General features: G+C 38.3%; 30 protein-coding genes. 26 read left to right on the top strand and 4 right to left on the bottom strand.

Annotation, left to right across the window (positions count from 1 at the left end):
• Positions 1 to 64 precede the first annotated feature (64 nt).
• From G4407_RS14950 to guaA, 4 genes are all read left to right on the top strand, one after another.
• A complete protein-coding gene (locus G4407_RS14950) occupies positions 65 to 418 on the top strand; it encodes a hypothetical protein (protein WP_173689524.1) in 354 nt (117 codons plus the stop codon).
• 295 nt (positions 419 to 713) lie between these two features.
• Entirely contained in the window at positions 714 to 968 is a 255-nt protein-coding gene (gene spoIIID, locus G4407_RS14945; RefSeq protein WP_173689523.1) for a sporulation transcriptional regulator SpoIIID, read from the top strand.
• Between the two features lie 100 nt (positions 969 to 1068).
• Positions 1069 to 2433: an MATE family efflux transporter gene (locus G4407_RS14940; protein ID WP_173689522.1), complete on the top strand. Its 1365-nt coding sequence runs from the start codon at positions 1069 to 1071 to the stop codon at positions 2431 to 2433.
• Between the two features lie 200 nt (positions 2434 to 2633).
• Positions 2634 to 4181 carry a glutamine-hydrolyzing GMP synthase gene (gene guaA, locus G4407_RS14935; RefSeq protein WP_173689521.1) on the top strand — a complete coding sequence of 516 codons (1548 nt, stop codon included), beginning with the start codon at positions 2634 to 2636 and terminating at the stop codon, positions 4179 to 4181.
• 61 nt (positions 4182 to 4242) lie between these two features.
• Here guaA and G4407_RS14930 read toward each other — a convergent pair whose 3' ends face one another.
• Complete coding sequence (locus G4407_RS14930) at positions 4243 to 5361, bottom strand: site-specific integrase (protein WP_144136860.1); 1119 nt, start codon at positions 5359 to 5361, stop codon at positions 4243 to 4245.
• 46 nt (positions 5362 to 5407) lie between these two features.
• On the bottom strand, positions 5408 to 5992 hold the full coding sequence (locus tag G4407_RS14925; RefSeq protein ID WP_144136859.1) for a helix-turn-helix domain-containing protein: 585 nt from the start codon (positions 5990 to 5992) through the stop codon (positions 5408 to 5410).
• A 213-nt stretch (positions 5993 to 6205) separates the two neighbouring features.
• Here G4407_RS14925 and G4407_RS14920 point away from each other — a divergent pair, with 213 nt between their 5' ends.
• From G4407_RS14920 to G4407_RS14875, 10 genes are all read left to right on the top strand, one after another.
• Positions 6206 to 6400: a helix-turn-helix domain-containing protein gene (locus tag G4407_RS14920; protein ID WP_016225774.1), complete on the top strand. Its 195-nt coding sequence runs from the start codon at positions 6206 to 6208 to the stop codon at positions 6398 to 6400.
• Complete coding sequence (locus G4407_RS14915; RefSeq protein WP_144136858.1) at positions 6397 to 7011, top strand: CHC2 zinc finger domain-containing protein; 615 nt, start codon at positions 6397 to 6399, stop codon at positions 7009 to 7011. The genes G4407_RS14920 and G4407_RS14915 overlap by 4 nt, the downstream gene beginning before the upstream one ends.
• Positions 7012 to 7039: 28 nt before the next feature.
• Positions 7040 to 8344 carry a DNA primase family protein gene (locus G4407_RS14910; protein WP_144136878.1) on the top strand — a complete coding sequence of 435 codons (1305 nt, stop codon included), beginning with the start codon at positions 7040 to 7042 and terminating at the stop codon, positions 8342 to 8344.
• A 169-nt stretch (positions 8345 to 8513) separates the two neighbouring features.
• Positions 8514 to 8774, top strand: a complete 261-nt coding sequence (locus G4407_RS14905) for a hypothetical protein (protein WP_144136857.1) — start codon at positions 8514 to 8516, stop codon at positions 8772 to 8774.
• 185 nt (positions 8775 to 8959) lie between these two features.
• Complete coding sequence (locus G4407_RS14900) at positions 8960 to 10390, top strand: MobA/MobL family protein (protein WP_129923494.1); 1431 nt, start codon at positions 8960 to 8962, stop codon at positions 10388 to 10390.
• Positions 10391 to 10506: 116 nt separating this feature from the next.
• A complete protein-coding gene (locus G4407_RS14895; RefSeq protein ID WP_129923495.1) occupies positions 10507 to 10656 on the top strand; it encodes a YydF family exported signaling peptide in 150 nt (49 codons plus the stop codon).
• A gap of 93 nt (positions 10657 to 10749) precedes the next feature.
• The gene (locus tag G4407_RS14890; RefSeq protein WP_129923496.1) at positions 10750 to 11379 is read left to right on the top strand and encodes an ATP-binding cassette domain-containing protein; all 630 of its coding nucleotides are present in this window, start codon (positions 10750 to 10752) and stop codon (positions 11377 to 11379) included.
• Positions 11380 to 11387: 8 nt separating this feature from the next.
• A complete protein-coding gene (locus G4407_RS14885) occupies positions 11388 to 12110 on the top strand; it encodes a hypothetical protein (RefSeq protein ID WP_131222952.1) in 723 nt (240 codons plus the stop codon).
• On the top strand, positions 12100 to 13038 hold the full coding sequence (locus tag G4407_RS14880) for a radical SAM protein (RefSeq protein ID WP_129923498.1): 939 nt from the start codon (positions 12100 to 12102) through the stop codon (positions 13036 to 13038). Before G4407_RS14885 ends, G4407_RS14880 begins: the two co-directional genes overlap by 11 nt.
• Positions 13019 to 13732, top strand: a complete 714-nt coding sequence (locus G4407_RS14875; RefSeq protein WP_129923499.1) for a metalloprotease family protein — start codon at positions 13019 to 13021, stop codon at positions 13730 to 13732. The genes G4407_RS14880 and G4407_RS14875 overlap by 20 nt, the downstream gene beginning before the upstream one ends.
• A 441-nt stretch (positions 13733 to 14173) precedes the next feature.
• Here the strand turns inward: G4407_RS14875 and G4407_RS14870 are convergent, their stop codons facing one another.
• Positions 14174 to 14704 (bottom strand): helix-turn-helix domain-containing protein, encoded by a 531-nt coding sequence (locus tag G4407_RS14870; RefSeq protein WP_173689520.1) that lies wholly within the window; start codon positions 14702 to 14704, stop codon positions 14174 to 14176.
• 347 nt (positions 14705 to 15051) lie between these two features.
• On the opposite strand from G4407_RS14870, the gene G4407_RS14865 reads away from it, so the two are divergent.
• From G4407_RS14865 to G4407_RS14835, 7 genes are all read left to right on the top strand, one after another.
• Positions 15052 to 15240: a hypothetical protein gene (locus tag G4407_RS14865; RefSeq protein ID WP_021984002.1), complete on the top strand. Its 189-nt coding sequence runs from the start codon at positions 15052 to 15054 to the stop codon at positions 15238 to 15240.
• Complete coding sequence (locus G4407_RS14860; RefSeq protein WP_173689519.1) at positions 15241 to 16332, top strand: site-specific integrase; 1092 nt, start codon at positions 15241 to 15243, stop codon at positions 16330 to 16332.
• Positions 16322 to 16657 (top strand): plasmid mobilization protein, encoded by a 336-nt coding sequence (locus G4407_RS14855; RefSeq protein WP_021984000.1) that lies wholly within the window; start codon positions 16322 to 16324, stop codon positions 16655 to 16657. The genes G4407_RS14860 and G4407_RS14855 overlap by 11 nt, the downstream gene beginning before the upstream one ends.
• Entirely contained in the window at positions 16647 to 17801 is a 1155-nt protein-coding gene (locus G4407_RS14850; protein WP_021983999.1) for an AAA family ATPase, read from the top strand. The genes G4407_RS14855 and G4407_RS14850 overlap by 11 nt, the downstream gene beginning before the upstream one ends.
• 299 nt (positions 17802 to 18100) lie before the next feature.
• The gene (locus G4407_RS14845; RefSeq protein ID WP_173689525.1) at positions 18101 to 19240 is read left to right on the top strand and encodes a plasmid recombination protein; all 1140 of its coding nucleotides are present in this window, start codon (positions 18101 to 18103) and stop codon (positions 19238 to 19240) included.
• Between the two features lie 26 nt (positions 19241 to 19266).
• Positions 19267 to 19644, top strand: a complete 378-nt coding sequence (locus tag G4407_RS14840; protein WP_173689518.1) for a TnpV protein — start codon at positions 19267 to 19269, stop codon at positions 19642 to 19644.
• Between the two features lie 230 nt (positions 19645 to 19874).
• Positions 19875 to 20849 carry a helix-turn-helix domain-containing protein gene (locus G4407_RS14835; protein WP_173689517.1) on the top strand — a complete coding sequence of 325 codons (975 nt, stop codon included), beginning with the start codon at positions 19875 to 19877 and terminating at the stop codon, positions 20847 to 20849.
• Positions 20850 to 21274: 425 nt separating this feature from the next.
• Here G4407_RS14835 and G4407_RS14830 read toward each other — a convergent pair whose 3' ends face one another.
• On the bottom strand, positions 21275 to 21799 hold the full coding sequence (locus G4407_RS14830) for a helix-turn-helix domain-containing protein (protein WP_173689516.1): 525 nt from the start codon (positions 21797 to 21799) through the stop codon (positions 21275 to 21277).
• 233 nt (positions 21800 to 22032) lie between these two features.
• Between G4407_RS14830 and G4407_RS14825 the strand changes: the two genes are divergently transcribed.
• The 5 genes from G4407_RS14825 (at position 22033) to G4407_RS14805 (ending at position 25119) form a co-directional block, all read left to right on the top strand.
• Entirely contained in the window at positions 22033 to 22215 is a 183-nt protein-coding gene (locus tag G4407_RS14825; RefSeq protein ID WP_055155747.1) for a helix-turn-helix domain-containing protein, read from the top strand.
• 17 nt (positions 22216 to 22232) lie between these two features.
• A complete protein-coding gene (locus G4407_RS14820) occupies positions 22233 to 23333 on the top strand; it encodes a site-specific integrase (RefSeq protein WP_173689515.1) in 1101 nt (366 codons plus the stop codon).
• Positions 23311 to 23634: a plasmid mobilization protein gene (locus G4407_RS14815; RefSeq protein WP_173689514.1), complete on the top strand. Its 324-nt coding sequence runs from the start codon at positions 23311 to 23313 to the stop codon at positions 23632 to 23634. The genes G4407_RS14820 and G4407_RS14815 overlap by 23 nt, the downstream gene beginning before the upstream one ends.
• Positions 23631 to 24785, top strand: coding sequence for an AAA family ATPase (locus tag G4407_RS14810; RefSeq protein ID WP_173689513.1), 1155 nt, complete (start codon positions 23631 to 23633; stop codon positions 24783 to 24785). The genes G4407_RS14815 and G4407_RS14810 overlap by 4 nt, the downstream gene beginning before the upstream one ends.
• A gap of 91 nt (positions 24786 to 24876) precedes the next feature.
• Positions 24877 to 25119, top strand: coding sequence for a complexin-2 (locus G4407_RS14805; protein ID WP_173689512.1), 243 nt, complete (start codon positions 24877 to 24879; stop codon positions 25117 to 25119).
• Positions 25120 to 25306: the final 187 nt, after the last annotated feature.

The raw sequence follows: 25306 nt of genomic DNA, 5'->3' as shown, positions 1-25306 counted from the left end.
TTGAGAAAAATTTCTTAAAATTAACTCTTGACAAAAGTCACTTCATAACAGGAGATAGTGCGATATGGAAAGCTGGAAAAATGTGACAAATACTTTTTCGGAAAAAAGAAGACATTATAGGAATACGTATTTAGAAATATGTGAGGTTTATGATGAAGCTGTGGAAGTAAGTGTATTTTCATCAGAAAGTCAACCATATGAGATCTATGTATCGTATGGAAGAATGTATGGAGTCATTTATAGTAATGCGGAAGATGCATATGCTAAATTAGAGGAAATAAAAAAAGTTTTGGAGAAAGAATACAAAGAAAATAAAGAACCTACGGATGAATTTATTGAAGCTTTTGCTGAAAAATATCAATTGGAATTGCCACAGGACATAATTTTTGATACATCCGCATTATTTGATTTGTTTTAATTGATAGAGTTGTGGCAAAGTATGTACCCGCCAAAATACGAAGGAGAAATTATGAGCGGAGACACTTTGGATGAGATTATTATGAATTTACAAAAAGAATGTTCTCAAACATGGAGAGTCAATTACAACAGCGATATGAAGTAGTTGATTGTGATGATGACGGGGAGTATGATTTCCTGTGATACAAGAGCGCTGCCACATCATCTGAGAAAAGTCTGAGAGTGCAAAAAATGCAGACATACATCAAAATCCTCTTGCATAGATTGTAAAAAACAATTTATGCAGGGGTTTTTTTATGAAAGATTACATTGAGGAAAGGGCAGTAGAAATTGCATATTATATCATCGAACATAAAGCCACTGTGCGCCAGACTGCGAAAGAGTTTGGGGTTAGTAAGAGTACGATACATAAAGATGTAACAGAGCGCCTTTTCCAGATCAACCCATCTCTTGCAGGTGAGGCGCGAAAGGTTCTGGATCTGAACAAATCGGAACGGCACATCCGGGGCGGACTTGCTACCAGAGAAAAGTACCTGCATCAGCACGCATAAAAAATCCTTTTCTTTGCAAAAAGATGGTGTATTACATTTTTACAGTATATAATAGAAAAAACGGGGATATACAAAAGAGAAGGGACAGGAAAAGAGAAGAATGGGGAAAACGAAACAAAAACAGGATCGAAGTCATTATCTGTTTTCCAATCGGGAACTGGCAAATCTGATCGGACCTTTGGTAATCGAGCAGTTATTGGCAGTTCTTGTTGGGATGGCAGATTCTATTATGGTTGCAAATGTTGGAGAAGCAGCTGTGTCGGGCGTGTCGCTGGTTGACAATATTATGATTCTGATCATCAATATTTTTGCAGCACTGGCGACTGGTGGAGCAGTTGTTGCCGGACAGTATCTTGGCAGGAAAGATGAAAAATCAGCATGTAAAGCGGCAACACAGCTGGTATGGTTTGTGAGTCTTAGTGCGGTTGTGATCATGATACTGGTTTACTTTGGAAAAGATATAATTCTGAATCAGGTATTTGGTCACATTACAGCGGAAGTAAAAGGACATGCAGATATTTATCTGTTAATTGTAACGGCATCGATTCCATTTATCGCTTTATATAATGGTGGGGCAGCAATTTTCCGTGCGATGGGGAATTCGCAGGTATCCATGCGGGTATCGCTTTTGATGAATGCGATCAATGTAACCGGAAATGCAATTCTTGTGTTCGGATTACGGATCGGAACGGCGGGTGTTGCAATACCGACACTGATTTCCAGAATGGTTGCCGCGATAGTGATAACAGTGTTGCTCTGCAATCAGACACGTATCTTGCATATTGAGCGGACACTGAAATTCCGGTTTGATGGAAGAATGATACGGAAAATACTTGCAATTGGGGTTCCGAATGGTTTGGAAAACAGTATGTTTCAGCTGGGCAAAATTTTAGTGCTGAGTCTGGTTTCAACCTTCGGTACTTATGCAATTGCGGCAAATGCAGTTTCCAATGCGATTGCACTGTTCCAGATTCTTCCTGGAATGGCGATCTCGCTGGCAATTACGACAGTTATTTCCCAGTGTGTCGGCGCAAATGACTATGAACAGGTACATTACTATCTGAAAAAACTGCTTGTGATCATTTATGTGGCAATGGCGGGAACGGTAGCACTTATTTTCCTTGCACTGCCATTGATTTTGAAAGCATACAATTTGTCAGACCAGACAGCAGCGGCAGCAACAAATATTATTCATTTCCATGGGATAAGTGCAATGATTATCTGGCCACTTTCATTTGCCCTTCCAGCAGCGTATCGTGCGGCAGGAGATGCAAAAGCCTGTATGTATACATCGATTGTGTCGATGTGGATTTTCCGGATTGGATTCAGTTATCTGGTAGGAAAATATATGGGACTGGGAGTATTTGGCGTGTGGGTTGCAATGGTGATCGACTGGGTAGTACGTGCAATCTGTTTTGTTATCCGGTACTTTAATGGAAAGTGGAAACATGGGGCAATTGTGTAAATACAGAAGAAAGTTGTCATTTGTAAGATGGTTAGAAAGATGATGCCGGAGTATGAGTTTTAATTGCAGACCAGAGTTCAAACTTTGGTTGGGGCGATAGAAAATGCTTGTAAAACATCCAGAGCTCTACTATAATAAAATATAAAAGCAATAAATAGAAAAAGCGGTCTGAAAGGATCGTATTTTACAGGAGGAAAACCTTGAAGAACGAATTAGTGATTGTACTTGACTTTGGTGGACAGTATAACCAGCTTGTCGCAAGACGTGTCAGGGAATGTAATGTATATTGCGAAATTTATTCTTATAAGATTGATATCGAAAAGATTAAAGCAATGAACCCGAAGGGAATTATCCTGACAGGAGGACCGAATAGCTGTTACGAACCGGATTCACCGACTTATTCTGAAGAACTCTTTAAGCTTGGCATTCCGGTACTTGGTCTTTGTTATGGTGCACAGCTTATGTCTCACGTACTTGGCGGAAAAGTTGAAAAAGCTGACGTCAGAGAATATGGTAAGACAGAAGTCATCATCGACAAGAAAGATTCCAAAGTATTTGAAAATGTATCTGCAACAACAACCTGCTGGATGAGCCATTTTGATTATATTTCGCAGGTGGCACCGGGATTTGAGATTACTGCACACACAGCAGACTGTCCGGTAGCAGCAGCAGAAAATGCAGCAGAAAAGCTTTATGCAATCCAGTTCCATCCGGAAGTGCTTCATACACCGGAAGGAACCAAGATGATCAATAACTTTGTAAAGAATGTCTGTGGATGTGTCGGCGAATGGAAGATGGATGCATTTGTTGAAAATACCATCCAGGAAATCCGTGAAAAAGTTGGGGACGGAAGAGTACTTCTTGCGCTTTCAGGCGGAGTTGATTCTTCTGTGGCAGCAGGACTTCTTTCCAGAGCAATCGGCAAACAGCTTACCTGCGTATTTGTAGATCACGGTCTTCTTCGTAAGAATGAAGGCGATGAAGTTGAGGCAGTATTTGGACAGAATGGTCAGTTTGACCTGAACTTTATCCGTGTCAATGCACAGGAAAGATACTACAACAAGCTTGCCGGAGTTACAGAACCGGAAGCAAAGCGTAAAATTATCGGAGAAGAATTTATCCGTATTTTTGAAGAAGAAGCAAAGAAGATCGGTGCAGTGGAATTCCTTGCACAGGGAACCATTTACCCGGACGTTGTAGAAAGCGGACTTGGCGGAGAATCAGCAGTGATCAAGTCTCATCACAACGTAGGAGGACTTCCGGAGTATGTTGATTTCAAAGAAATCATTGAACCACTTCGTGATCTCTTCAAAGATGAAGTCCGCAAGGCAGGTCTTGAACTTGGACTTCCGGAGAAGCTTGTATTCCGTCAGCCATTCCCGGGACCGGGACTTGGAATCCGTATTATCGGAGAAGTAACGGCTGAAAAAGTACGGATCGTGCAGGATGCAGATGCAATTTACAGAGAAGAGATTGCAAACGCAGGACTTGACCGCAGCATTGGACAGTATTTTGCAGCCCTGACCAATATGAGAAGCGTTGGTGTTATGGGTGACGAGAGAACTTACGATTATGCAGTCGCGCTTCGTGCGGTTAATACGGTTGACTTTATGACTGCCGAGGCAGCAAAGATTCCGTATGAAGTACTTGATAAAGTAATGAGCAGAATTATCAATGAAGTTCGTGGGGTTAACAGAGTATTCTATGATCTGACGAGTAAACCGCCGGGAACTATTGAGTTTGAATAGTTGCTACATCTCTGGAAAGCCTTGAATTATAAGGATTTCCAGAGATTTTTCTTTTTGTTGGCTACAAATTGGCTACATCTGCCATTTGGCTACTATCTGGGACTGCTGTTCCGTTGATAAGGTTTTCAAGCTGTTGTGCGACTTCGGCTTGTTTGTTTGGATACAGATGACTGTAAGTATTTAAGGTTGTCTGTATTTTTTCATGCCCTAAACGGTCAGCAATCAGAAGTGGCTGGCATCCCATCTCAATCAAAAGGCTGGCGTGGGAGTGACGGAGATCATGCACACGAATCTTCTTTACACCGGATTTTTTACATCCTCTGAGCATTTCATGGTTCAGGAAATGTTTGGTGTAAGGGAAAAGTCTGTCGTTAGGCTGAATCTCATAACACTTATCCATATAGGTTTTTAAACAATCAGCAAGTGTCTGAGGTATCGTGATAACCCGGTTACTTTTTGGCGTTTTAGGAGGCCAGACAACATCCCTGCCATTGATTCTTTGGAAGGTTTTGTTGATGGTGATGGTATTATTTTCTAAGTTCACATCTTCCGGCGTTAAAGCACACAGTTCGCCTACACGCATTCCAGTATAGTACATGGTCATGAAGGCTGTATAAGAAGCTGGCTTATCCTGTACGGCTGTAATAAACTGTTCAAATTCCGTTTTTGTCCAGAACTGCATTTCTTCTGCATTGCTTTTTCCCATGCTCCCAGCCTTTGTGCATGGATTTTCCCGCAAATCATAATATTTCACTGCATAATTGAACATAGCGGTAATCTGATTATTGATTGCTCTAAGGTAGGTCTGAGCATAAGGCTTTCCGTTCTTATCACGATATGCAGTCAATCCGTTCTGCCATTTACGGATATCCTTTGGTGTAATCTCATTGATCGGGATTTTCCCAAACACCGGAAGGATTTTTTTATCTACCATATAACGCTTGCTGATGATGGTGGATTCTTTCAGACGGTGTCCCATATCCTCAAAATACAAATCTACAAAATCCCGAAACAGCATACCCATATCTGCATTGGCTTTATTGAGAAAGTCCCTTTCCCATTCCAGAGCTTCTTTTTTTGTGGTAAAACCACGTTTTTTCTTGTGGATAGTCTTTCCTGTGTAGTCTTTGACACGCACCTGTGACATCCATTTTCCTGTTGTATCTTTTGTTACTGACAATTACATCATTCCTTTCATAAGAGTTTTCAACTCGTCTTATGTAGGTCTACTTGCCAGAAAAAAGAGCATTCTTTCTTTTTAACCGTTCCTCAGTATCGAGATTTTCCGGTTCTTCCATCTCTACACCCTGTGAAGCGTAGTAGGCAAGAGTTTTATCTTTCCACTCTTCATAGGCATCTTTAGCCATGCAATACTGCTGAAAAGATTCCCTGTTGTTTTCCCATTCCTCAAGGAACAGGCACATATCTGCATTCTGATCAGCGGATTTGTCTTTCCCATCAAAAGTAATGGAACATTGCCAGCCGTCATGATGTGGCGGTCTTTTTGTTTCTATGGAAAAGTGCAGTCCACTGATTTTTTCCAGTTGAAACAAACATTCCATAACATCAGAGAGACAGTCAAATTTGAAATCCCCTGTCTGATGTCCGAGAAGATAGGTAGAAGTCGTATCAAGCACTTTAGCCAATTCATTGACCATTGCGATTGATACTTCAATTTCCCCGCTTTCATATTTCTGGATGGTACGGAGAGATTTTCCAAGAAGGTTTGCTAAATCTTTCTGGTTATATCCTCTTTTTTTTCGGAGTGTTTTAATCCGTTCTCCTATTGTTGAAACTTCCATTTTGTTCATTTTTTATTCACCTCATGGATAATATAACATGAAATAAAACGAATTGCAAGTGCGTAATATTAAAAATATATATTGACAAATGTGAAGAATAAACGTATGATGTAAATACGAATTAAAAGTGCATATAAAAAACGTATTGAATAATAAATATGAAATAGAGGCGTATTGCAATAGCACTTTCGATAAATAGAAAAAAGAAAAGGAGGAGATTGTATGCAGATTAATGTATCTTATATTACCGCAAATGACATTATGGAGATTCTCGGGGTTGGGAGAAGCAAAGCCTATGAAATTGTGCGGGTAATGAATGAAGAACTGGAAAATGCCGGATATAACATCATCAAGGGGAAAGTTCCGGTCAGGTATTTCCAGAAAAAATATTATGGCTGTGAGATGAAAATGGAATGAATATCTTTCAGACAGTAAAAGAAAACGTAACTGCAAGGCAGGCAGCCGAACAGTACGGGTTGAAAGTCAATAAAAACGGGATGGTCTGTTGCCCCTTTCATGATGACAGGCATCCCAGTATGAAAGTGGATAGAGGTTTTTGCTGTTTTGCTTGTGGTGCGAAAGGGGATGTGATCACATTTGTGGCAGATTTCTTTCATCTAGCACCATTGGAAGCAGCAAAGAAACTGGCAGAAGATTTTCAGATACCTGTTTTTACAGATAACGCAAGAAAAAGGAATGCCAGTAAGAAAAAAGAAAAACCGAAAAGAACATTCTACCAGACGGAAAAGAAATTTGAAGAATGGGAACGGGAAAGTATCCGTATTTTATCGGATTATCTTCATCTGCTGGAAGAATGGAAAATAAGATACGCACCAAAAACACCAGAGGAAGAATGGAAAGCAGAATTTATAGAAGCCTGCCAGCAGACAGAAAAGATAAATTACTATCTGGATTTACTGGTGTTTGGAGAGTTACAGGACAGAATTGAATTTTTACTGGATAGTGGGAAGGATGTGAAAAGAATTGAGAAACGAATGGAAGAATATAGACGAAACAACAAGGAATAGACTGGAAGAAGCATTGGATCAGAGAGAAATGAACTTTAAAGGGTACTCTCAGGAATGGTTTGAGGATGGGCAGATTGATGAGGTGGCATTTTGTGAAAATTTCCTGCAAAGAATGCCATTGAAATGTATCAACGGTATCTTTTTCAGCTATGACGGAATGCTGCCGGACAGCGAGGTAGAAAAAGAAATTTACAGAATGGTAAAACCAGTTCTTACGAAAGGAATTTCCAAGAAAGTAAAACAGCTTTTGGAGGTTCTGAAACTGGAAGCCTATTCAGAGGAACTTCCGGTGCAAATGGATCGTATCCATGTGAATAACGGAACTTATTTTCTAAATGGAGATTTTACAGAAAAGAAGGAGTTCTGTCTGAACCGCTTGCCTGTAAATTATGAAATGAAAGAAGCAAAGCCGGAACGGTGGTTACAATTTCTTTCAGAACTGTTGGAGGAAGATGATATTCCTACCTTGCAGGAATATATGGGATATTGTTTAATTCCATCCAACAAGGCACAGAAGTTATTGATTATCTTAGGAAAAGGAGGGGAGGGGAAATCCCGTATAGGTTTGGTTATGAGAAAAATTCTCGGAACGAATATGAATGTAAGTAATATTCAGAAAGTAGAACATAATCGTTTCGCAAGGGCGGATTTGGAATACCGACTTTTGATGGTGGATGATGATATGAAACTGGAAGCATTGAAAGACACCAACTACATTAAAACCATAGTCACGCTGGAGGATAAGATGGATTTGGAAAGGAAGTCAAAGCAGAGCGTACAGGGGAATTTATATGTCAGATTTCTCTGCTTTGGAAACGGGAGTCTGAGTGCTTTGCATGATCGTTCCTATGGATTTTACCGCAGACAGATTATCCTTACGGTCAAAGATGTGCCACCGGACAGAGTAGATGATCCCTATCTGATCGAGAAATTGCAAAGAGAAGCAGACGATATTTTTCTCTGGTGTCTGGAGGGATTGAAACGATTACTGAAAAATAAATACCGATTTACCATCAGTGAACGTGCAAAGAAAAATCTGCACGAAGCTATGGAATCTGGAAATAATATTATCGCTTTTATGCAGTCATCTGGGTATATCCGTTTGGAAGAAAATACAACGGCAACTTCTAAAAATTTATATCAGGCATACGGCCGCTGGTGTGAAGACAATACGGAAAAACCTATGAGTGCAAAAAGTTTTTCGGGGTACTTAAAAGAAAATGAAAAGAAGTATCACATTCATTATTCTACCAATATTCCCTCAGACAATGGGAAAAATGCCAGAGGATTTCAGGGAATCCATACGCAGATACGCATAGACAGTTACCGTTGATACGGATGAAAAACCGATAAAAAAGAATTTTCCAAAGAAGCGTATATGCGTATATCTTCAGGAAAATCAAGGGGTTACAGGTTTCTGAAAAGTGTGGAAGATACGTTTATACGCTTATACGTGTAATTTTTAAATTTATTTTATTTTTTAGCAGAAGGGAGTGTTGCAGATGTTAAAGCAGCCGGAAAGAGAAAGCAGAAATGTGAATGATTTGTTTTATGAGATGGAGGGCAGACAGATACAGAAAATGAACAAGGTACTGGAAGGCGTGGAACTGACTAAAGCAGAGGAAAGAACCATGATATGGCTTGCTGGATGGGAAGAAAGTACTGTGGATCATTTGCTATCAGTCATAGAAAAAACAGCCCGGATACGGGCAGAAAAAAAGGGCGGATACGCCCATAAATCTAAGCGTGAGTCCGAGAAGTAATCGGATTATGTTAAACAAAGACAAGCCCTCGGCGATTGAGAGCGAAATACACTCATCGCACAAACCTATGGTTTGTACTCTGTGTATTTCGCTCTGCGAGGCTTATGCCGGATACGGCAATCAGTTCGTAAACAGGTGCCTATGCACCTACTCACAACAAAGTCGGCGGGAGCCGAGGAAGGAGGATGCTTATAGGCAGACATTCATTTATCAGACAAAGCAAGCTGTCCGATGTGGAAGGAAGGATTGATTATATCTCCAATCCGAAACGGCAGGAATATCTCTATGCGACCTATCAGACAGAAGGAGTAACACCGGAGTTTTGGAAAAATCTTGCAAGAGAAAATCAGTTGGATTTTAAGGCGAGTGGATCGGCAGGGAAATGTATTGAAGGGCGTGAGTTTATCATTGCACTTCCTGAAAGTTTTGTTCAGTACAGGGCAGATGATGTGGTAAGGCTTTTTACGGAGAGTTTTCATAAAAGGTATGGTGTGGAGTGTAGTGCAGCCCTTCATCACAACAAGGCAAAGACGAATTATCATATCCATCTGGTATTCAGTGAACGGAAAATGTTGGAACAGCCTGAAGTAAAGATTGCTACCCGAAATATGTTTTATGATGAGCAGGGAAAGCATAGACGCACAAAGAAAGAGGTTTTAGACGAGCAGGGTAATCTTCGGGTGGGATGCAGTATTATCCCCAAAGGGGAAGTCTATGAAAGCCATATTTTCACGAAAAAGGATGAATGGTTTAAGAACAAAGCATTTACCAAAGAAGTCAAGGAACTGTTTACTGATACGATCAACCGATATGTAAAAGAAGAATCTGAAAAACTATCCGTATTTCAACAGGGCGGCGTATATTTAGCAACGAAGAAAATTGGAAAGAACAATCCGAAAGCAGAGGAGATAAAGGCAGACAATGCGGCAAGGCAGGAATGGAATCGGACAGTTGATGTGGCATTAGTTGAAGGTGTTCCTGAAGAAGATATTTTGAAGATCAAGCAGGAAAAAATCACAGATAAAACGCTGCAATCTATAAGGGCATACGGTTGGTTGCCGGATATGTTCCGTCAGATTATCCGAGGTGCGAAAGACTTTTTACAGGAAGTAATTTTCAAATTTAAGCTACCGCCTAAACCTGTACCCAAGATTGACTTGCAGGAGTGGAAAGATATGCAGAAGCTCATGTATGAATTGCAGAGACAGTCAATAGAGATAAAACGCACACAGCAGGATATTTCTTCTTTGAAAAAGCAACTGTCAGAGTTACGAGGACTATTTAAAGGCAAAGAGAGAAAATCTCTGGAAGGGAAAATTGAATTGTTAGAGGATTTGGAAAAGCGTCTGCACAGGAGTATGGAGCAGATCGTAAAACGTGAAGGGTATCCAAATGTGCAATCCTTTCAGAAGGTTTATAACAAGGCAGAAGAACTGATTATAGAATACAATGAAGAACTGCGGGCATGGAAAAATCAGACGGACCAGAAGAAAGAAAATCCGTTAGAACAGCCGAAAAAAGCAAGCGTACTGGAAAAACTGCACCGCTATCAGCATGAAGGCAGACAGCAACCAAAACGGTCAGTTAAGAAAAAATCTATGGATAGAGGAAGATAAAGTATAATAAATTGTTTTGGAAAAAATATGAAAAAACAATAAAAAATACGAAAAAGATATTGAATTTTTAAACAAGAGTGCTATACTGCTTGATATGAAGAAAGGAGGAAAGCCAAATGCGTATTAATGACTTTAAAGCAACAGATGACAAAGACAAAAAAGAACTGGAAAAAAAGCTGAATTCTTTTAAACTTGAAAAAGTTCTGAGCCTTTGGTATTTTGTCCGTTCATCAGGTAAGGCTACGATTGTTGGAAGTAAATCATAAATAACCGTAGAAGAAATGCCTCTAAATTCTCTAAAAAGGAGTTTAGAGGTATTTCCACTTTAATAAGTATTTTGATACTGTTTGGCGAAAAATATGAAGCTTACAAATTTTTCTCTTTCAATAAAAGGAAAGTGCCTGTTAGAAAATGTAAATGTAGATTTTAAATCAAAAACAATCAATCATATTTTAGGAAAAAATGGGACTGGAAAAACATGTTTAGCAAAAGCACTTGTTGGAGCAATGAAGTTTGATGGAGATATAGAAGGTGTTAATAAGAAGGTTTGTGTTATAGGAAGTTATACTAATTTGCCATCAGATTTAAAAGTTAAAGACATTATAGATGTGACTAAACGTAAATTTAATGTTACAGTTGCCCAAAAATTGATTGAACAGTTGAATATACAAGAAATTTCATTTGATAATAAGATGAAAAATTTAAGTGATGGGCAAAAACAGAAAATTAAATTACTATTTTTCTTAGCGACACAGCCAGAAATTGTAGTATTAGACGAATTTACAAATGCTTTGGATAAAAAAAGTTGCTTTGATATATATAGCTTTTTGAATGAATACATCAAAACGAGTAATACAACTATTATCAACATTACTCATAATTTGACAGATATAGAATATCTTGAAGGTGCATATTATTTGATAGAAAATAAAAATATTTTGTCAAATATGACTAAAGAGAAAGTTGTAAATGCTTATATTAAGGGGTGATGGTTAGAATGAAGCTAGAAATGAAAAGGGCTGTAAGAAACAAATTTTATGTAATTTTTACATTGATTAACTTATTAAATGTTTTGCTAGGATACATTTTATTGGTTACTATAGACAAAGTTCAAAATGTGACTTTCCAAGATATGTTTGAAAGTGTATATACTGTTTATACGCAATTTGGAACATTGTTATTTTCGGCTTTTATAATAATGCAGTTTTATGTGGATTATAAAGAAAAAAATATATTTTTTTATAAAACTTTAGGTTTTTCAGAGTTAAGATACTATTTGACAAAGGTTGGCATGATTTTATTAGCAACAATAATTGGCAGTGCTTTTTCTTCAATTTTGGTTTGTGTACCATATGCAAAATTAGGAATGTTGCCAGTGGTATTCCTAAAAATAGAAGGGGTAATGATTTATTATACCCTTATCATATCGACAATAGGATTTATATTTAGCAATTTTTTGGTTGCATTTTTTTCAAGTTTCTTTTTGTGGATCGCAGGAATAGTAGTTTCAGCTGGTTCTCCTTTTATGGAGTATTTTGCATATTATGATGCATCAACAACGGACTATCATCATCTAATATCTTATTTGGATGGGAAAATTGAAATAACAAGTTTGTTACACTACATTGCTGGAAATTATGTATATGATTTGATAGTATTTTTAATTTGTGTTATGGCTGTTTTATGTTTACGTAGGAGGTGGGCAAAGAATGGAATTTAGTCATTTAGCTATATTGTTAACAGAGAATTGTAATGCACATTGTAAAATGTGCTGTGATAGTCGTGGAATAGTGAGAGGAAAGACTTTAACAGAAAGAGAATTGGATAAAATTCTTAATGATGTTAAAGAATGTAAACAGATAACTGATATTGGTATAACTGGTGGTGAACCTATGTTATATCCTGCGTTAATAGATAGAATTATGGAATTTCCTTTCGACAGAAATGTAAAAATTTCGATTAAAACTAATGGTTTTTGGGGAAAAAATATAGAAGATGTTGAAAAATTCATAGAAAAATATAAGACAAAACTTTCGTATATATCGTTGAGTTATGATGAATTTCATATGCCCTTTATTGATATACAGTGCTTGAAAAATATTATTATGGTAGCAAAATCGTATAATATTTCAACGGATGTAGTTGGATGTTTTTTAAAAGATTCGATGACACCGGGAGATATATTAAATCAATTGGGAGAAAGTGCATATTATACAAAGTTTTGTTATCAGCCAGTAATTGCAACTGGATCAGGAAAGTTGTTTGAAGAAAATAGTTATATAAAATTACTTGACTCAGATAATGATGTTTTAAGATGTGTAGGATGTATTGAACCTAATATATTAATCAATCCTAGATTGGAAGTTTATCCATGTTGTTCGCAGGTTATTGAAAATACTATTTTACAAATGGGTAACTTGAATGAAAACAGTTTAAAAGAAATAATTACAGACATCAAAAGTAATTATGTTTTAAATACGGTATTTACAGAAGGATTTACACCATTTATAAAATTGCTTGAAGATAACAAAATTGATTATCCGCATAAATTAGCTAGTCCTTGTGAGTTTTGTGAATTTTTGTTTAAGGACGATTGGTTTTTACAGTTATTAGCCTCTGTTAATTATTATGAAAATATTAGAAAATGAAGATAATAGTATTATAGTTGGAAAATCTGCTGATGATTATATTCTAAAATATCAAAATGACTTTTATAAAATGAAAAAAAAGGATTTTATTCAGATATGTGATGAAGAAAAATTGATTTTTCGAGAAGAAATTAAAGAAAATCCAATATACGCAATAATTATGGTGGGTATCATTTCTTTGACAATAGTAATGTATTTCTTCCATGAAAAGTATGTTATTATTGATTCTAATTTTATAATTGCAAACATAATTTTATTTGCGAATATATTTATACATGAACTAGGGCATGTTTTGTTTCTTAAATTATTTTATAAAAGTGGAAAAATAAAAATAGGTTTTAAAATCTATTTTATTTATCCAGCATTTTATGTGGATACATCAGATAGTTATTTACTGCCTAAATATAAAAGGATAGCAGTATATCTAGCAGGGAATTTTATGAATTGTATTTATGTATTGATTTGTTTTATTTTTTTCCCTTCTTTAAATAAGTATAATTATGCCATTATTTCTACAATACTGATTAATTTTTTGCCTATAATAAAAAGTGATGGATATTATGCTATTACTAGTTTATTTAATAGATATAATGTTGCAAAATCAAAGAAGAAGGATTTTATAGAAGATACTGTTAGAGGAATTTTGATGTTTTTATTTTTGTTTTTACTATCAAAATTAAATGTTTCTTTATAAAAATCTAAGATAAGGAGTACTGTTATTAAACATTAAATAAAAATGAGGTGAATAAAAACAGTGGCTACATTTTGGCTACAAAAACATTACGAACGAATCGGATTGTGCGGATAATCAATCACAAAACACATATAAAACGAACTAATAATACACTTTATAAGCGTTTGTACGAATGTAAAAGACGAGTTTGAATAAATCGAGTTGCTTAAAAAAGCCAGTGTTTATGCGGGTTTCAAGCATTTCGATTAGTCTTTTGATAACAAATTGATAACAGTCATAGCAAGTACCATTATTCTTGTTATCCAGTGGTTTGCGGGTAATAGAATAATAATCAGGCGGCTTGCTGACTAAAGTTCGGAGTTTGGCTCTGAACGAATTCCATATTATAAACTAAGCCCTTAGCTGTGGTTAATAACCATAGTTAAGGGCTTTTTGTCGTGCTTATTTATCTTTCAAGTGGTCTTTGAATGCTTCTACGAGTGCGTCACTGAGTTCCTGTGATGGAACTTTTGCCCAACGCTGTGTGGTGTCGAACGCTGGATAATGGTAACGCCAGTTATCGTATTCTTCTCTGCTGATTTCTTCGGAAGATAGCTTGTCTGCCTGTTCTTTCCAAGCATACAGCATTTTGAGAAGTTCATATGCTTCTCTGCCTTTGTCCTTGTTGACCTTTAAGCATACCTCTCCGTCTGCTTCGCTGACAGTAAGACCGTAAATATCTTCAAGGGTAAATAGAGTGTGCATAAGACCGATATAGCTGTCTATATCAGGAACATCAAGAGCCTGTGGGGAAACATCAAGCACCTGTGCTAATGCATTTGTAAGGTCTGCTTTCGGTTTGCGTGTGCCAGTTTCGTACTGTGCCAAACGCACATCAGCACTCTTTTCTGGAAAACCGACTGCTGTACCGAGATACTTTTGTGTCATACCACGCATTAGTCTGAAAAAATGTATTCTTTCGCTGATAGCCATAATGAAACGCTCCTTTTATATGTAGTGAAATAAGTATAGCAGAAATGCTTAGTGAAAGTCAAGATAAACAGAAACAAAAATGTTTAATATTTTCTTCGTAGCCACTTGACAATAGCAAATATGTTTATTAAAATGAGTTACACATTAAGCAAATATGCTTAATACAACAACTGAATGACCGTCCGAAAAGCCAAACCGCCAAGACCTTGCCTGACCGCAAGCGAGCGCTTGATGTACTGCGGTACATTGGGACAGCACAGCGCCTGCCGACAAGCGGGAGTGCCTGTTGGAACTTTAACACGGAGAAAGCGGCAACCAAAAAATATTTTAGGAAAGGAAAAGATGATATGGAAAACAGATTTATCCGAGCTGAAGATGTGGCTCAGGAACTAAACGTATCAAAACCTTATGCCTATAAACTCATCAGACAATTAAATGAGGAATTGAAAGTAAAGGGTTTTATTACGATTGCAGGGCGTGTAAACCGCCAGTATTTTTACGAAAGGCTCTACGGAGCAGGAAAGGGGGAAATGTAAATGCCAGTATTTAAAAATGAAGATAACGGTACTTGGTACGTGATGGCAAGGTATGTGAACTGGAAAGGGGAACGCAAGCAGAAATGCAAGCGTGGCTTTGCTACCAAACGAGAAGCACAGGAATGGGAAAGGATGTTCAAATTGCAGACTTCCTCAGACCTTGATATGAGTTTTGAAGCCTTTACGGAGCTTTATATCAATGATGTGAAGAACCGATTGAAAGAAAACACCTGGCTGACAAAAGAGCATATCATACGCACGAAAATACTTCCGTATTTTGGAAAACTGAAAATCAGCGAGATTTCCACAAAGGAGATTATCACTTGGCAGAATGAAATGCTTGCCTATCGTGATGAGAAGAAAAAGCCTTATTCACAGACTTATCTGAAAACGCTGCACAATCAGTTGTCCGCCATTTTCAACCACGCTGTTCGCTACTATGAACTGCGTTCCAATCCGGCGGCAAAGGTTGGAAATATGGGAAGTGAGGAACACAAGGAAATGCTGTTCTGGACAAAGGAAGAATATAAAAAGTTCTCTTTTGAGATGATGGACAAGCCTGTTTCCTTTTATGCGTTTGAAATGCTCTACTGGTGCGGTATCCGAGAGGGCGAGCTGTTAGCCTTAACTCCTGCGGATTTTAACTTTGATAAGGAAACGGTCACGATTAACAAATCCTATCAGCGTTTGAAAGGACAGGATGTGATTACTTCTCCGAAAACGAAAAAGAGCAACCGCACCATTAAAATGCCGAAGTTTCTGTGCGAGGAAATGAAAGAGTATCTCGGTATGCTTTATGGATTGAAGAAGAAAGACCGTATTTTTACTGTAACGAAAAGCTATCTTCATCACGAGATGGACAGAGGGGCAAAGGCGGCAGGCGTGAAGCGTATCCGCATTCACGATCTCCGTCACAGCCACATTTCGCTCTTGATTGATATGGGCTTTTCTGCGGTGGCGATTGCTGACCGAGTAGGTCACGAGAGTATTGATATCACTTATCAGTACGCACATCTGTTTCCGTCAAAGCAGATTGAGATGGCAGAAAGATTAGATGATTTAGGGAAAGGAGATTTTGAAAATGTCAGCTAAGAACAGAGATAATAAAAATCGTTGGAGAAACATCACAGTGGGGTTTCGAGTATCGCCTGAAGAAAACGAACTCATTAACAGAGCTGTAGCTCTATCAGGATTGCCAAAACAGGAGTATTGTTACCGTCGCTGCTTAAATCAGGATGTGGTGGTACAGGGCAATCCGAGAGTGTATAAGGCTCTGAAAACGGAGCTTGCCGCAGTCCTTGCAGAACTGAAAAGGATTGAAGCAGGAAACGAAGTCGATGAGGAACTGCTGGGTGTAATCGAATTGATTGCGGTTATCCTTGGCGGTTTGAAAGGAGAGGATACGAATGGAGAATAAAAAAGAAATGACTATTCCAAATGTATCTGCGGCAACAGATACGGAACAGTCACTTTCCAAATGTACTGACAATAGTATAGTCAATCAGGATATGGATTTCAAGGGGTATGAGCAAACTTTTGAAGAAATGCAGAGGGAAATACTCAGACAGTTAGACCCGTCCTATCTGAAAACGGTATCAATGACAACGCTGTATGATACGGTGTTTGAGGTTCAGACACCACTCATAGACGGTCTGCTCCAAAGGGGGACTTACCTTTTCGTAGGTTCCCCGAAAGTGGGAAAAAGCTTTATGATGGCACAGCTTGCCTACCATATCAGCACAGGCACACCGCTTTGGGAGTATAAGGTGCGTAAGGCAACGGTACTTTACTTCGCTCTTGAAGATGATTACCCACGATTGCAGAAGCGACTGTTCCAGATGTTCGGAGCAAAGGAAACAGGCAATCTGTATTTCGCAACGGAATGTAAAACAGTCAATGGCGGACTGGAAGAACAGATAAGAGGATTTATGAGGGAACACCCAGACACAGGCTTGATTATCATAGATACCTTAAAGCGTGTGCGTGAAGCTGGTGGAGCAGATTACAGCTATGCAAGTGATTATGATGTTGTGGCAAGGCTGAAAGCATTGGCAGACAGCTACAAGGTTTCAATGCTCATTGTTCACCATACCCGCAAACAAAAATCGGAAGATATCTTCGATATGATTTCAGGTACGAACGGTTTGATGGGTGCGGCGGATGGTGCGTTTGTCCTCAGCAAAGACAAGCGTACTTCCAACAATGCTACGCTTGATGTGGCAGGCAGAGACCAGCAGGATATGAAAATTCATCTTGTAAGGGACAGCGAGCGATTGGTGTGGAACTTTGCAAAATCAGAAACGGAGATGTGGAAAGAACCGCCCGAACCTCTGCTTGAAAAGATTGCGGATACGCTCTTTTTGGAAAGTGACAGATGGGAAGGAACTGCTTCGGAACTTTGCGAAAGGCTTGCGGTGGATATAAAGCCGAATGTACTTTCTTTAAGGCTTAGTATCAACGCAAGCAGGCTGTTTCGTGATTACGGTATCCGTTATCAGAACAGCCGAACTCACGACGGTAGAAAGGTTTCGCTCTGGAAGGAAACCGATGTGGTGGCGTGACAAACGGTGTCAAAGGTGTCAATGTTTTTGAGAGCAGTACGCTGTGAAAAACATTGTCACCATCGTCACGCTTTGACACCGGATAAAGTTTAGCGGAGTGTGCAGAGAGTGCCTTTTCAAAGGCGGCTCTTTGCCCCTCGGAGAGCCTTCGGAGAACGCAAAACCTGTTTACAGGTCGCATTTTTGATGGGTGTACCCGTCAAAAGTGCTTTTGCGTTACTTTTGACAAAAGTAACAAAACCGAGAATAGTTGAAATTTACAGATGGGAGATGAAAAAATGCAGAGAACGATAAGTGCAATGGTCGGTAAAGGCTCAGTCAACCACAACAGCCGAAAGTTCCGAGCAGAAAATGTAGACGGAACTCGTACTCATCTCAATATCGACTACTGCAATGAAAATATAAAGACAGTTTATCACGAATTGTTTGATGAAGCACTGGAAAGATACAATGCCAAGCAGACAAGGTCAGACCGAAAGATAAAAGATTATTATGAAAAAATCCGTAGTTCCAAGCAGGAAAAACCGTTTCACGAAATCATTTTACAGGTGGGCGGTAAAGGAAATATGAACGCTGATACGGAAAACGGAGAACTGGCAAAGAAGATTTTGGATGAATACTATCAGGGATTTCAAGAGAGAAATCCACAGCTTCGAGTGTTCTCGGCTCATCTGCATATGGATGAAGCTACACCACATCTTCACATAGATTTTATCCCGTTTACCACAGGCAGCAAGCGTGGACTTGATACAAGAGTGTCGCTGAAGCAGGCTCTTGCAACGCAAGGCTTTAAAGGCGGCAGTCGTGGAGATACGGAATGGTCGCAATGGGTACAGTCTGAAAAAGAACAGCTTGCGGCGGTGATGGAACGCTATGGGATTGAATGGGGACATAAAGGAACACACGAAAAACATCTTTCTGTTTTGGATTATAAAAAGCAGGAAAGAGAAAAAGAAGTTGCGATTTTGGATACTAAAATCGAGCAGAAACAGGTTGAATTGAAATCCTTATCTAACAGGGTGCTGAACTATGATAAGGCAAAGGATGAGCTGTCAAATCTTGAAATAGAGCTTGATACTGCACCGAAATATCAGTTGCCCGAACCTGAAAAATTTATGAGTGCAAAGGCATATAAAGTAAAAATGGCAGAACCAGTGGTAAGGAAATTGAAGGAACTTGTCAAAACGGTGCTTGCTCGTTGTTTTGAGGGTTGGGATAACTATCACAGGCTGAACACAGCTAATGCACAGTTATACCGCACCAATCAGCGTTTGGAGAAAGTCAATGAAAAACTGACCGAAGAAAACACAAGGCTTAAAGCTGAAAACAAGGATTATAGTCTGCTCCGCAAGGTATTTGGTCGCAAACAGATAGATGATTTACTGGAGCAGGCAAGAACAATCAAAGGTCGCAAGCGTGATAATACACGCTCACGATAGACAAAAATCACAGGAGGAAAAGGAAAATGGCAAAGACAATTTTTGAAGAAATGGGCGGAACTTACAGACAAGTGGGCGATTATTTGTTGCCTGACATCACAGTACCTGCCGAAGAAGAAGCAGAGCCGATTGGCTTATGGGGACAGCGACACGCAAGGCACTTAAAGGAACATCATAAGGTCTTGTATATGAACCTGCTGACAAGCGGAAAGCTGTACAGATATCTTGTAGATGTTGATAGGCAAGCAGGGGATATGTTTCTTCGACTGGTAAAGGAATATGCGGACAGGCAGGGAGTGACGGAACAGTTAAAGGCAGAAAATCCCCACGAATGGATTGGAAGAATGAATAATATTCAGGCTTGTGTGAGGGAAGTTGTAGAAAGGGAAATCATATACGTATAAGCACTTGGTGGTACGATGCCCCTGCATTTGCAGGGGCTGTTGCTTATGAATATGGTACGGAAGATTGAATTTCTCAACGATTGGATGTATAATTGGGAAGTGAAAATTGAATTTTCGCTTGTTTATAGGTAATAAACACAGTTGCAACTAATAGTTGCCATATAGTTGGTGGTATGCAACCGATTAAAAATTTATATTAGTATTATCAATTATATGGAGGTTGAAAAATAATGCAAAATCAATTGGGAGAAAATATAGCAATATTTAGAAAAGAAAAAGGATTATCTCAAGAAAAAGTTGCTGAGTATATGTCTGTGAGCCGTCAGGCTGTAACAAAATGGGAAAATAACATTTCCAGACCAAGTTCAGATAACTTAATTAAATTAGCTGAGTTATTTGATGTGAGCGTTGATGCCTTACTAGGAAATAATGAATCTGATAATGCGAAGATTTTCACAAATATAACAATGAGTAAAGCACCGTGGGTATTTGTTTTCTTTTCTGTGATATGTGTGATTACATATATAGTTGCAAGTAGTTTGTTAAACATATTTAGTTTTGGAACTGTTATCTGTATGTTTGTTGTGTGTTTTCCGATACAGTTGTTTATGCACATCTATTTATCTAATGCGGTTAATAGGGATTCTTTTACTGGAATTGCAGGCTTTGATGAAAGAATAGAATATAATTATATTGAAGTCAAAAAAATGTTAGTGCAGATAGATTTACATATAGGAATCCAATCATCCGTATGCGTTTTCTTGTTATGCGCAATCAATTGTGCTGATTTGAATATTGGTTGGATGAATGGTTTATTGATTATGGTGTATAGTTTGAACTTTATAATAACCATACTTATAAATAATTATAGGTCAATAAACAAAATATATTGTAAGGAAGAAGATAAGAAAAGAGCTATAAAAAGTATTCCAGTAACAGTGGCTTATATTTTGCTATTGTTTGCAGGAATAGGTATAACAGTATTGCTATTTGAATTTAGGGGAATTGAAAATAATACAATGCCAGCAATGAAACTATCTGGTCTTTTACTTGTAGGAGTATCTGTCGCAACAATAGGCTTTTTTATAGAAAACAATAATATACGTAAATGGAGTGAGAACGATATACCTTATAAGATAAACAAAATAAGTGTGGTAAGTATGTTTTTTTGCTTAGTATCATACGCATTTATGTGCATTATATAATCGAGCGAAAAATTCAGTTTGGTGTTGAAACTCTAAGCAAAATAGCTTATAATTTGACATACTACATATAGTTATTATTCACAGTTACCGTGCAAGTGTTATCAACACCGATAACAAAATGATAACATTAGCTCGTATAGGCAGGATAATATGGATATATCAAATAATCAAAAGAAAGAGATACACTACAGAGAATAACCCCTAAACAAAAAGCGTTAGTCCTTGTAGAGTGGGAATAATCCACACAACCACAAGAAACCAGTATTTATGCGGGTTGCAAGCAAATTTGCTTAGTGATTGGCAACAAAATGGCAACATTTTGTGATTATTCAAGAGATAGAAATTTTATTTCATAACGTATATAAAGAAACCTTACTGATTTTCAGAAGTAAAAAACTGAATATCGGTAAGGTTTTTCTTTTCTCTTATTTTTCTTTTTTAGTCAATTCTTTTACGAGGTAATCACTTAGTTCCTGAGATGGTACATTGGCACGTTTCTGGTAAGTATCCAGTTCCGGGTACTTATATCTCCATTCATCATATTCTTCCTTGCTGATTTCACTGTTTTCCAGTTTGTCAGCTTGTTCCATCCATGCACGAAGCATTTCATCGACAGATGAGCCGGGAGCAGATATGGAAGAGTCAAGGCAGAGATGAGGTTGTCCATCTACATTTTTTACCTTTAGACCATACATATCTTCCAGTGCAAATAGTGTATGCATCAGACCTATGTGAGTATCAATATCTGGAACTGTTAAGGCATGAGTATTGATATCAAAGATCTGAGACATTTGTTTTACAAGATCAATCTTAGGAACTCTGGCTTCAGATTCATACTGAGCCATGCGGACATCTGAGGTTTTTTCTTTGAATCCCAGTTGTTCTCCGAGTTGTTTTTGTGTCATGCCTTTGCGATTGCGAAAAAATTTGATACGTTGTCCGATTGCCATTCTTGTTTGCCTCCTTATAGTGGTCATTCATGTTGCCATAATTAATTGTGATAGGAAATAAAACAATTCTGTTTAGGTTCAGTATAGCATGAGCAATTTTGGATAGCAAGAAGAACTTAAACAAAAAAATTTAATGTCCTCATAAAATTGCTTGACTTAAATTAAAATGTTTAGTATCATGCAAATGTAGCAACTTAAACAAAATACGTTAAGATAGAAAGGGGAGATGCGATGTGACGAATAGAACTTTTATGACCGTAGAAGAAGTTGCAGCGGAACTGGGAGTTTCCAAGTCTTATGCTTATAAGATTGTCAAACAGCTAAATGAAGAATTACAGAAGCTGGGTTATCTTACGGTAGCTGGCAGAGTAAACACCAATTATTTCCGCAAAAAAGTATGTTACAGCGAAGTGTAAGAGAGAGGAGAATTTGTATGAGTATTTACAAAGATAATGTCACTGGGAAGTGGCGAGTGGTCTATCGGTATACCGATTGGACAGGGAAAACGAAACAGACTTCAAAACGAGGATTTCCTACGAAGCGAGAAGCGCAGATGTGGGAACACGAACAAATGTTAAAGCATGATGCAAAACTGGATATGACTTTCGCAAGTTTTTATGAAATTTATGTAGAAGATAAAAAGGAACGAATCCGGGATAACACATGGGGAACTAAGAATAATATTGCCAGAACAAAAATTCTTCCATACTTTGGGGAGAGAAAGATTGCAGAAATTGAACCAAAAGATGTGATTGCATGGCAGAATCATTTGCTTGCATTTAAGAGAGCGAATGGAAAAGGGTATTCTGCTTCATATCTGCGGAAAATCCACAGCCAGTTAAGTGCCATTTTCAATCATGCAGTTGATTTTTATCATTTGCCTTCTAATCCGGCACAGAAAGCTGGAAATATAGCAATAGAAGAATATAAGGAAATGTTGTTCTGGACGAAAGAAGAGTATTTGAAATTTGCAGATGTGATGATGGATAAACCAGTTTCTTACTACGCTTTTGAAATGCTTTACTGGTGTGGTATCCGTGAAGGAGAGCTGCTTGCCCTGACACCAGCGGATTTTGACTTTACAACGCATACACTGCGAATTAACAAATCTTATCAAAGATTAAACCGGGAAGATGTGATTACACCACCAAAGACATTTAAAAGTAACAGATTTATCAAGATGCCACAATTTATATGTGATGAGATGCAGGATTATATGGGAATGCTTTACGGCCTGAAGGAAGACGAAAGAATTTTCACGATTTCCAAATCTTATCTGCATCATGAAATGAACAGAGGATCGAAAGTGTCTGGGGTGAAGCGAATCCGCGTGCATGATTTGAGACATTCCCACGTGTCGTTGTTAATCAATATGGGATTTACGGTATTGGCAATTGCAGACCGAATGGGACATGAGAGTATTGATATCACTTACCGATATGCGCATCTGTTTCCAAGTGAGCAGACACAGATGGCAGAACAACTGGATATTGAAAGGATGGAAAAATCAAATGGAGAAAAATCTGGACAGTAAAGGAAGATGGAGAAACAAAATCGTAGCATTCCGGGTATCACCGGAAGAAGCAGAGCAGATTGATGCATGTGTCCGATTGTCAGGACTTAGCAAGCAGGACTATATCACAAAACGATTAACTGATCGGAAAATTGTGGTACAGGGAAATCCAAGAGTGTATAAGGCATTGCGAAATCAGATGGCAGAGATTTATGAAGAATTGAAACGTCTGGAAAAATGCAGTGAGGAAAACGAAGATCTGCTGAGTACCCTGAGATTGGTCGCAGAGACATTGTATGGATTGAAAGGGGAAAATGAATGACAGCAAAAGAAAAAATGACTGCTCCGATTGCATCTGTTGGCGCAGATGTGGAACAGTCATCAAGTAATAAATTAACCAACCAAAGTATAGCAGATTTGCCCGGTAAGGGCAATCTGCAAGCCACAAATAATGCGGAAAATACAGCAAAATCAGCAAATAAAAAGAATCCAGATGATCTGGAAACAGTTTCTATGATGGAATTATACGATACTGCATATCCACCAAAATTGCCGATTGTAGATGGGCTTCTGTATAACGGAACTTATCTGTTTGTTGGTTCGCCGAAAATTGGAAAATCATTCTTTATGGCACAGATCGGGTATCACATCAGTAAAGGACTTCCATTGTGGGGCTTTTCAGTCAGACAGGGAACGGTTCTGTATCTGGCATTGGAAGATGATTATGCAAGGTTGCAAAAGCGGTTATCACAGATGTTTGGAATGGGAGGCAGTGAGAATTTTTATTTCGCTACAAAATCAAAATCGCTCAATGACGGTCTGGAAAGACAGCTTGTAACGTTTGTGACAGAGCATAAAGATACAAGATTGATTATCATTGATACTCTTCAGAAGGTTCGAGAGGTCGGTGGAGATAAATTCAGTTATGCCAGCGATTACGAGATTGTAACAAAGCTGAAAGCATTCAGTGATAAATATGGGATCTGTTTTTTGGTAGTGCATCATACAAGAAAAATGGAATCTTCAGATAGTTTTGATATGATTTCTGGCACGAACGGATTGCTTGGAGCTGCGGATGGAGCATTCGTCATGCAGAAAGAAAAACGGACAGATAATAAGGCAGTTCTGGAAGTGGCAGGGCGTGACCAGCAGGATCAGAAACTTTGGTTAAACTTTAATCGGGAGAGATGTGTCTGGGAACTTACCAAGACAGAAACAGAACTTTGGAAAGAACCAGAAGATCCAGTGTTGGAAAAAATCAAAGAACTTGTAACAGAAACTACGCCAGAGTGGGCAGGAACAGCAACAGAGCTTGTGGAAGTATTGCAGGTGGAAATGCAGCCGAACGCATTATCACGAAAATTAAATGTCAGCTTGGAACGATTGATTCTGGAATATGGAATCCAGTATAAAGCGGAACGAGGACATGATGGAAGAAAGATCAGATTAGCCTTTGTTGGAAAACAAGCGTGACGATATGTGACGGTTGTGACGGTATTTTATATAGCGTGTCGGTAGTGAAAATATCGTCACTATCGTCACGACCGTCACGGAAAGGAGAAACATGGAAAGAAAATCACAGGTACAGATATCCAAAGATTTATTACGGGCATTGTTCCAGTACCATCTTGCTGGGAATGAGGAATATCTGCCGGAGATAAAAAAAGCATTGATGGAAAAATTAGACAGTATGGTAAAACGTCAGTTATATACAACATTCAAAACAGCACCAACCGAAGAAGAACGGGAAAAAGCAAGACAGGAATATTTGGATAAGTGTGGAATGCATGAGAACTTTCGTTGGTAAAGATTCTGCTTGATGACCTTATGACAGGAGCGTGCCACGCACCTGTAGATAGCAAACAAAGAGAAGGTCTGTAAGGTGTAGCCGGTAGTTGATTGGCGAAGAAAAACATTTTCAAAAGGGGGCCCTGATTCAGTAATGCCAGTTAGCTAAAATTAGAAAACAGGACTGCTCTTAATGCATATATCAT

The sequence above is a fragment of the Allocoprococcus comes genome (assembly GCF_013300725.1).
GTDB lineage: Bacteria > Bacillota > Clostridia > Lachnospirales > Lachnospiraceae > Allocoprococcus > Allocoprococcus comes_A.
The sequence above is the reverse complement of the archived record's forward strand: the minus strand, read 5'-3'. Positions and strand labels throughout refer to the sequence as shown.

Excerpts from the sequence above, each read along its gene's own strand:
- G4407_RS14950 (WP_173689524.1), top strand. The coding sequence starts at position 65 with ATGGAAAGCTGGAAAAATGTGACAAATACTTTTTCGGAAAAAAGAAGA.
- spoIIID (WP_173689523.1), top strand. The coding sequence starts at position 714 with ATGAAAGATTACATTGAGGAAAGGGCAGTAGAAATTGCATATTATATC.
- G4407_RS14940 (WP_173689522.1), top strand. The coding sequence starts at position 1,069 with ATGGGGAAAACGAAACAAAAACAGGATCGAAGTCATTATCTGTTTTCC.
- G4407_RS14925 (WP_144136859.1), bottom strand. The coding sequence starts at position 5,992 with ATGAACAAAATGGAAGTTTCAACAATAGGAGAACGGATTAAAACACTC.
- G4407_RS14920 (WP_016225774.1), top strand. The coding sequence starts at position 6,206 with ATGCAGATTAATGTATCTTATATTACCGCAAATGACATTATGGAGATT.
- G4407_RS14915 (WP_144136858.1), top strand. The coding sequence starts at position 6,397 with ATGAATATCTTTCAGACAGTAAAAGAAAACGTAACTGCAAGGCAGGCA.
- G4407_RS14910 (WP_144136878.1), top strand. The coding sequence starts at position 7,040 with ATGAACTTTAAAGGGTACTCTCAGGAATGGTTTGAGGATGGGCAGATT.
- G4407_RS14905 (WP_144136857.1), top strand. The coding sequence starts at position 8,514 with ATGTTAAAGCAGCCGGAAAGAGAAAGCAGAAATGTGAATGATTTGTTT.
- G4407_RS14900 (WP_129923494.1), top strand. The coding sequence starts at position 8,960 with ATGCTTATAGGCAGACATTCATTTATCAGACAAAGCAAGCTGTCCGAT.
- G4407_RS14895 (WP_129923495.1), top strand. The coding sequence starts at position 10,507 with ATGCGTATTAATGACTTTAAAGCAACAGATGACAAAGACAAAAAAGAA.
- G4407_RS14890 (WP_129923496.1), top strand. The coding sequence starts at position 10,750 with ATGAAGCTTACAAATTTTTCTCTTTCAATAAAAGGAAAGTGCCTGTTA.
- G4407_RS14885 (WP_131222952.1), top strand. The coding sequence starts at position 11,388 with ATGAAGCTAGAAATGAAAAGGGCTGTAAGAAACAAATTTTATGTAATT.
- G4407_RS14880 (WP_129923498.1), top strand. The coding sequence starts at position 12,100 with ATGGAATTTAGTCATTTAGCTATATTGTTAACAGAGAATTGTAATGCA.
- G4407_RS14875 (WP_129923499.1), top strand. The coding sequence starts at position 13,019 with ATGAAAATATTAGAAAATGAAGATAATAGTATTATAGTTGGAAAATCT.
- G4407_RS14870 (WP_173689520.1), bottom strand. The coding sequence starts at position 14,704 with ATGGCTATCAGCGAAAGAATACATTTTTTCAGACTAATGCGTGGTATG.
- G4407_RS14865 (WP_021984002.1), top strand. The coding sequence starts at position 15,052 with ATGGAAAACAGATTTATCCGAGCTGAAGATGTGGCTCAGGAACTAAAC.
- G4407_RS14860 (WP_173689519.1), top strand. The coding sequence starts at position 15,241 with ATGCCAGTATTTAAAAATGAAGATAACGGTACTTGGTACGTGATGGCA.
- G4407_RS14855 (WP_021984000.1), top strand. The coding sequence starts at position 16,322 with ATGTCAGCTAAGAACAGAGATAATAAAAATCGTTGGAGAAACATCACA.
- G4407_RS14850 (WP_021983999.1), top strand. The coding sequence starts at position 16,647 with ATGGAGAATAAAAAAGAAATGACTATTCCAAATGTATCTGCGGCAACA.
- G4407_RS14845 (WP_173689525.1), top strand. The coding sequence starts at position 18,101 with ATGGTCGGTAAAGGCTCAGTCAACCACAACAGCCGAAAGTTCCGAGCA.
- G4407_RS14840 (WP_173689518.1), top strand. The coding sequence starts at position 19,267 with ATGGCAAAGACAATTTTTGAAGAAATGGGCGGAACTTACAGACAAGTG.
- G4407_RS14835 (WP_173689517.1), top strand. The coding sequence starts at position 19,875 with ATGCAAAATCAATTGGGAGAAAATATAGCAATATTTAGAAAAGAAAAA.
- G4407_RS14830 (WP_173689516.1), bottom strand. The coding sequence starts at position 21,799 with ATGGCAATCGGACAACGTATCAAATTTTTTCGCAATCGCAAAGGCATG.
- G4407_RS14820 (WP_173689515.1), top strand. The coding sequence starts at position 22,233 with ATGAGTATTTACAAAGATAATGTCACTGGGAAGTGGCGAGTGGTCTAT.
- G4407_RS14815 (WP_173689514.1), top strand. The coding sequence starts at position 23,311 with ATGGAGAAAAATCTGGACAGTAAAGGAAGATGGAGAAACAAAATCGTA.
- G4407_RS14810 (WP_173689513.1), top strand. The coding sequence starts at position 23,631 with ATGACAGCAAAAGAAAAAATGACTGCTCCGATTGCATCTGTTGGCGCA.
- G4407_RS14805 (WP_173689512.1), top strand. The coding sequence starts at position 24,877 with ATGGAAAGAAAATCACAGGTACAGATATCCAAAGATTTATTACGGGCA.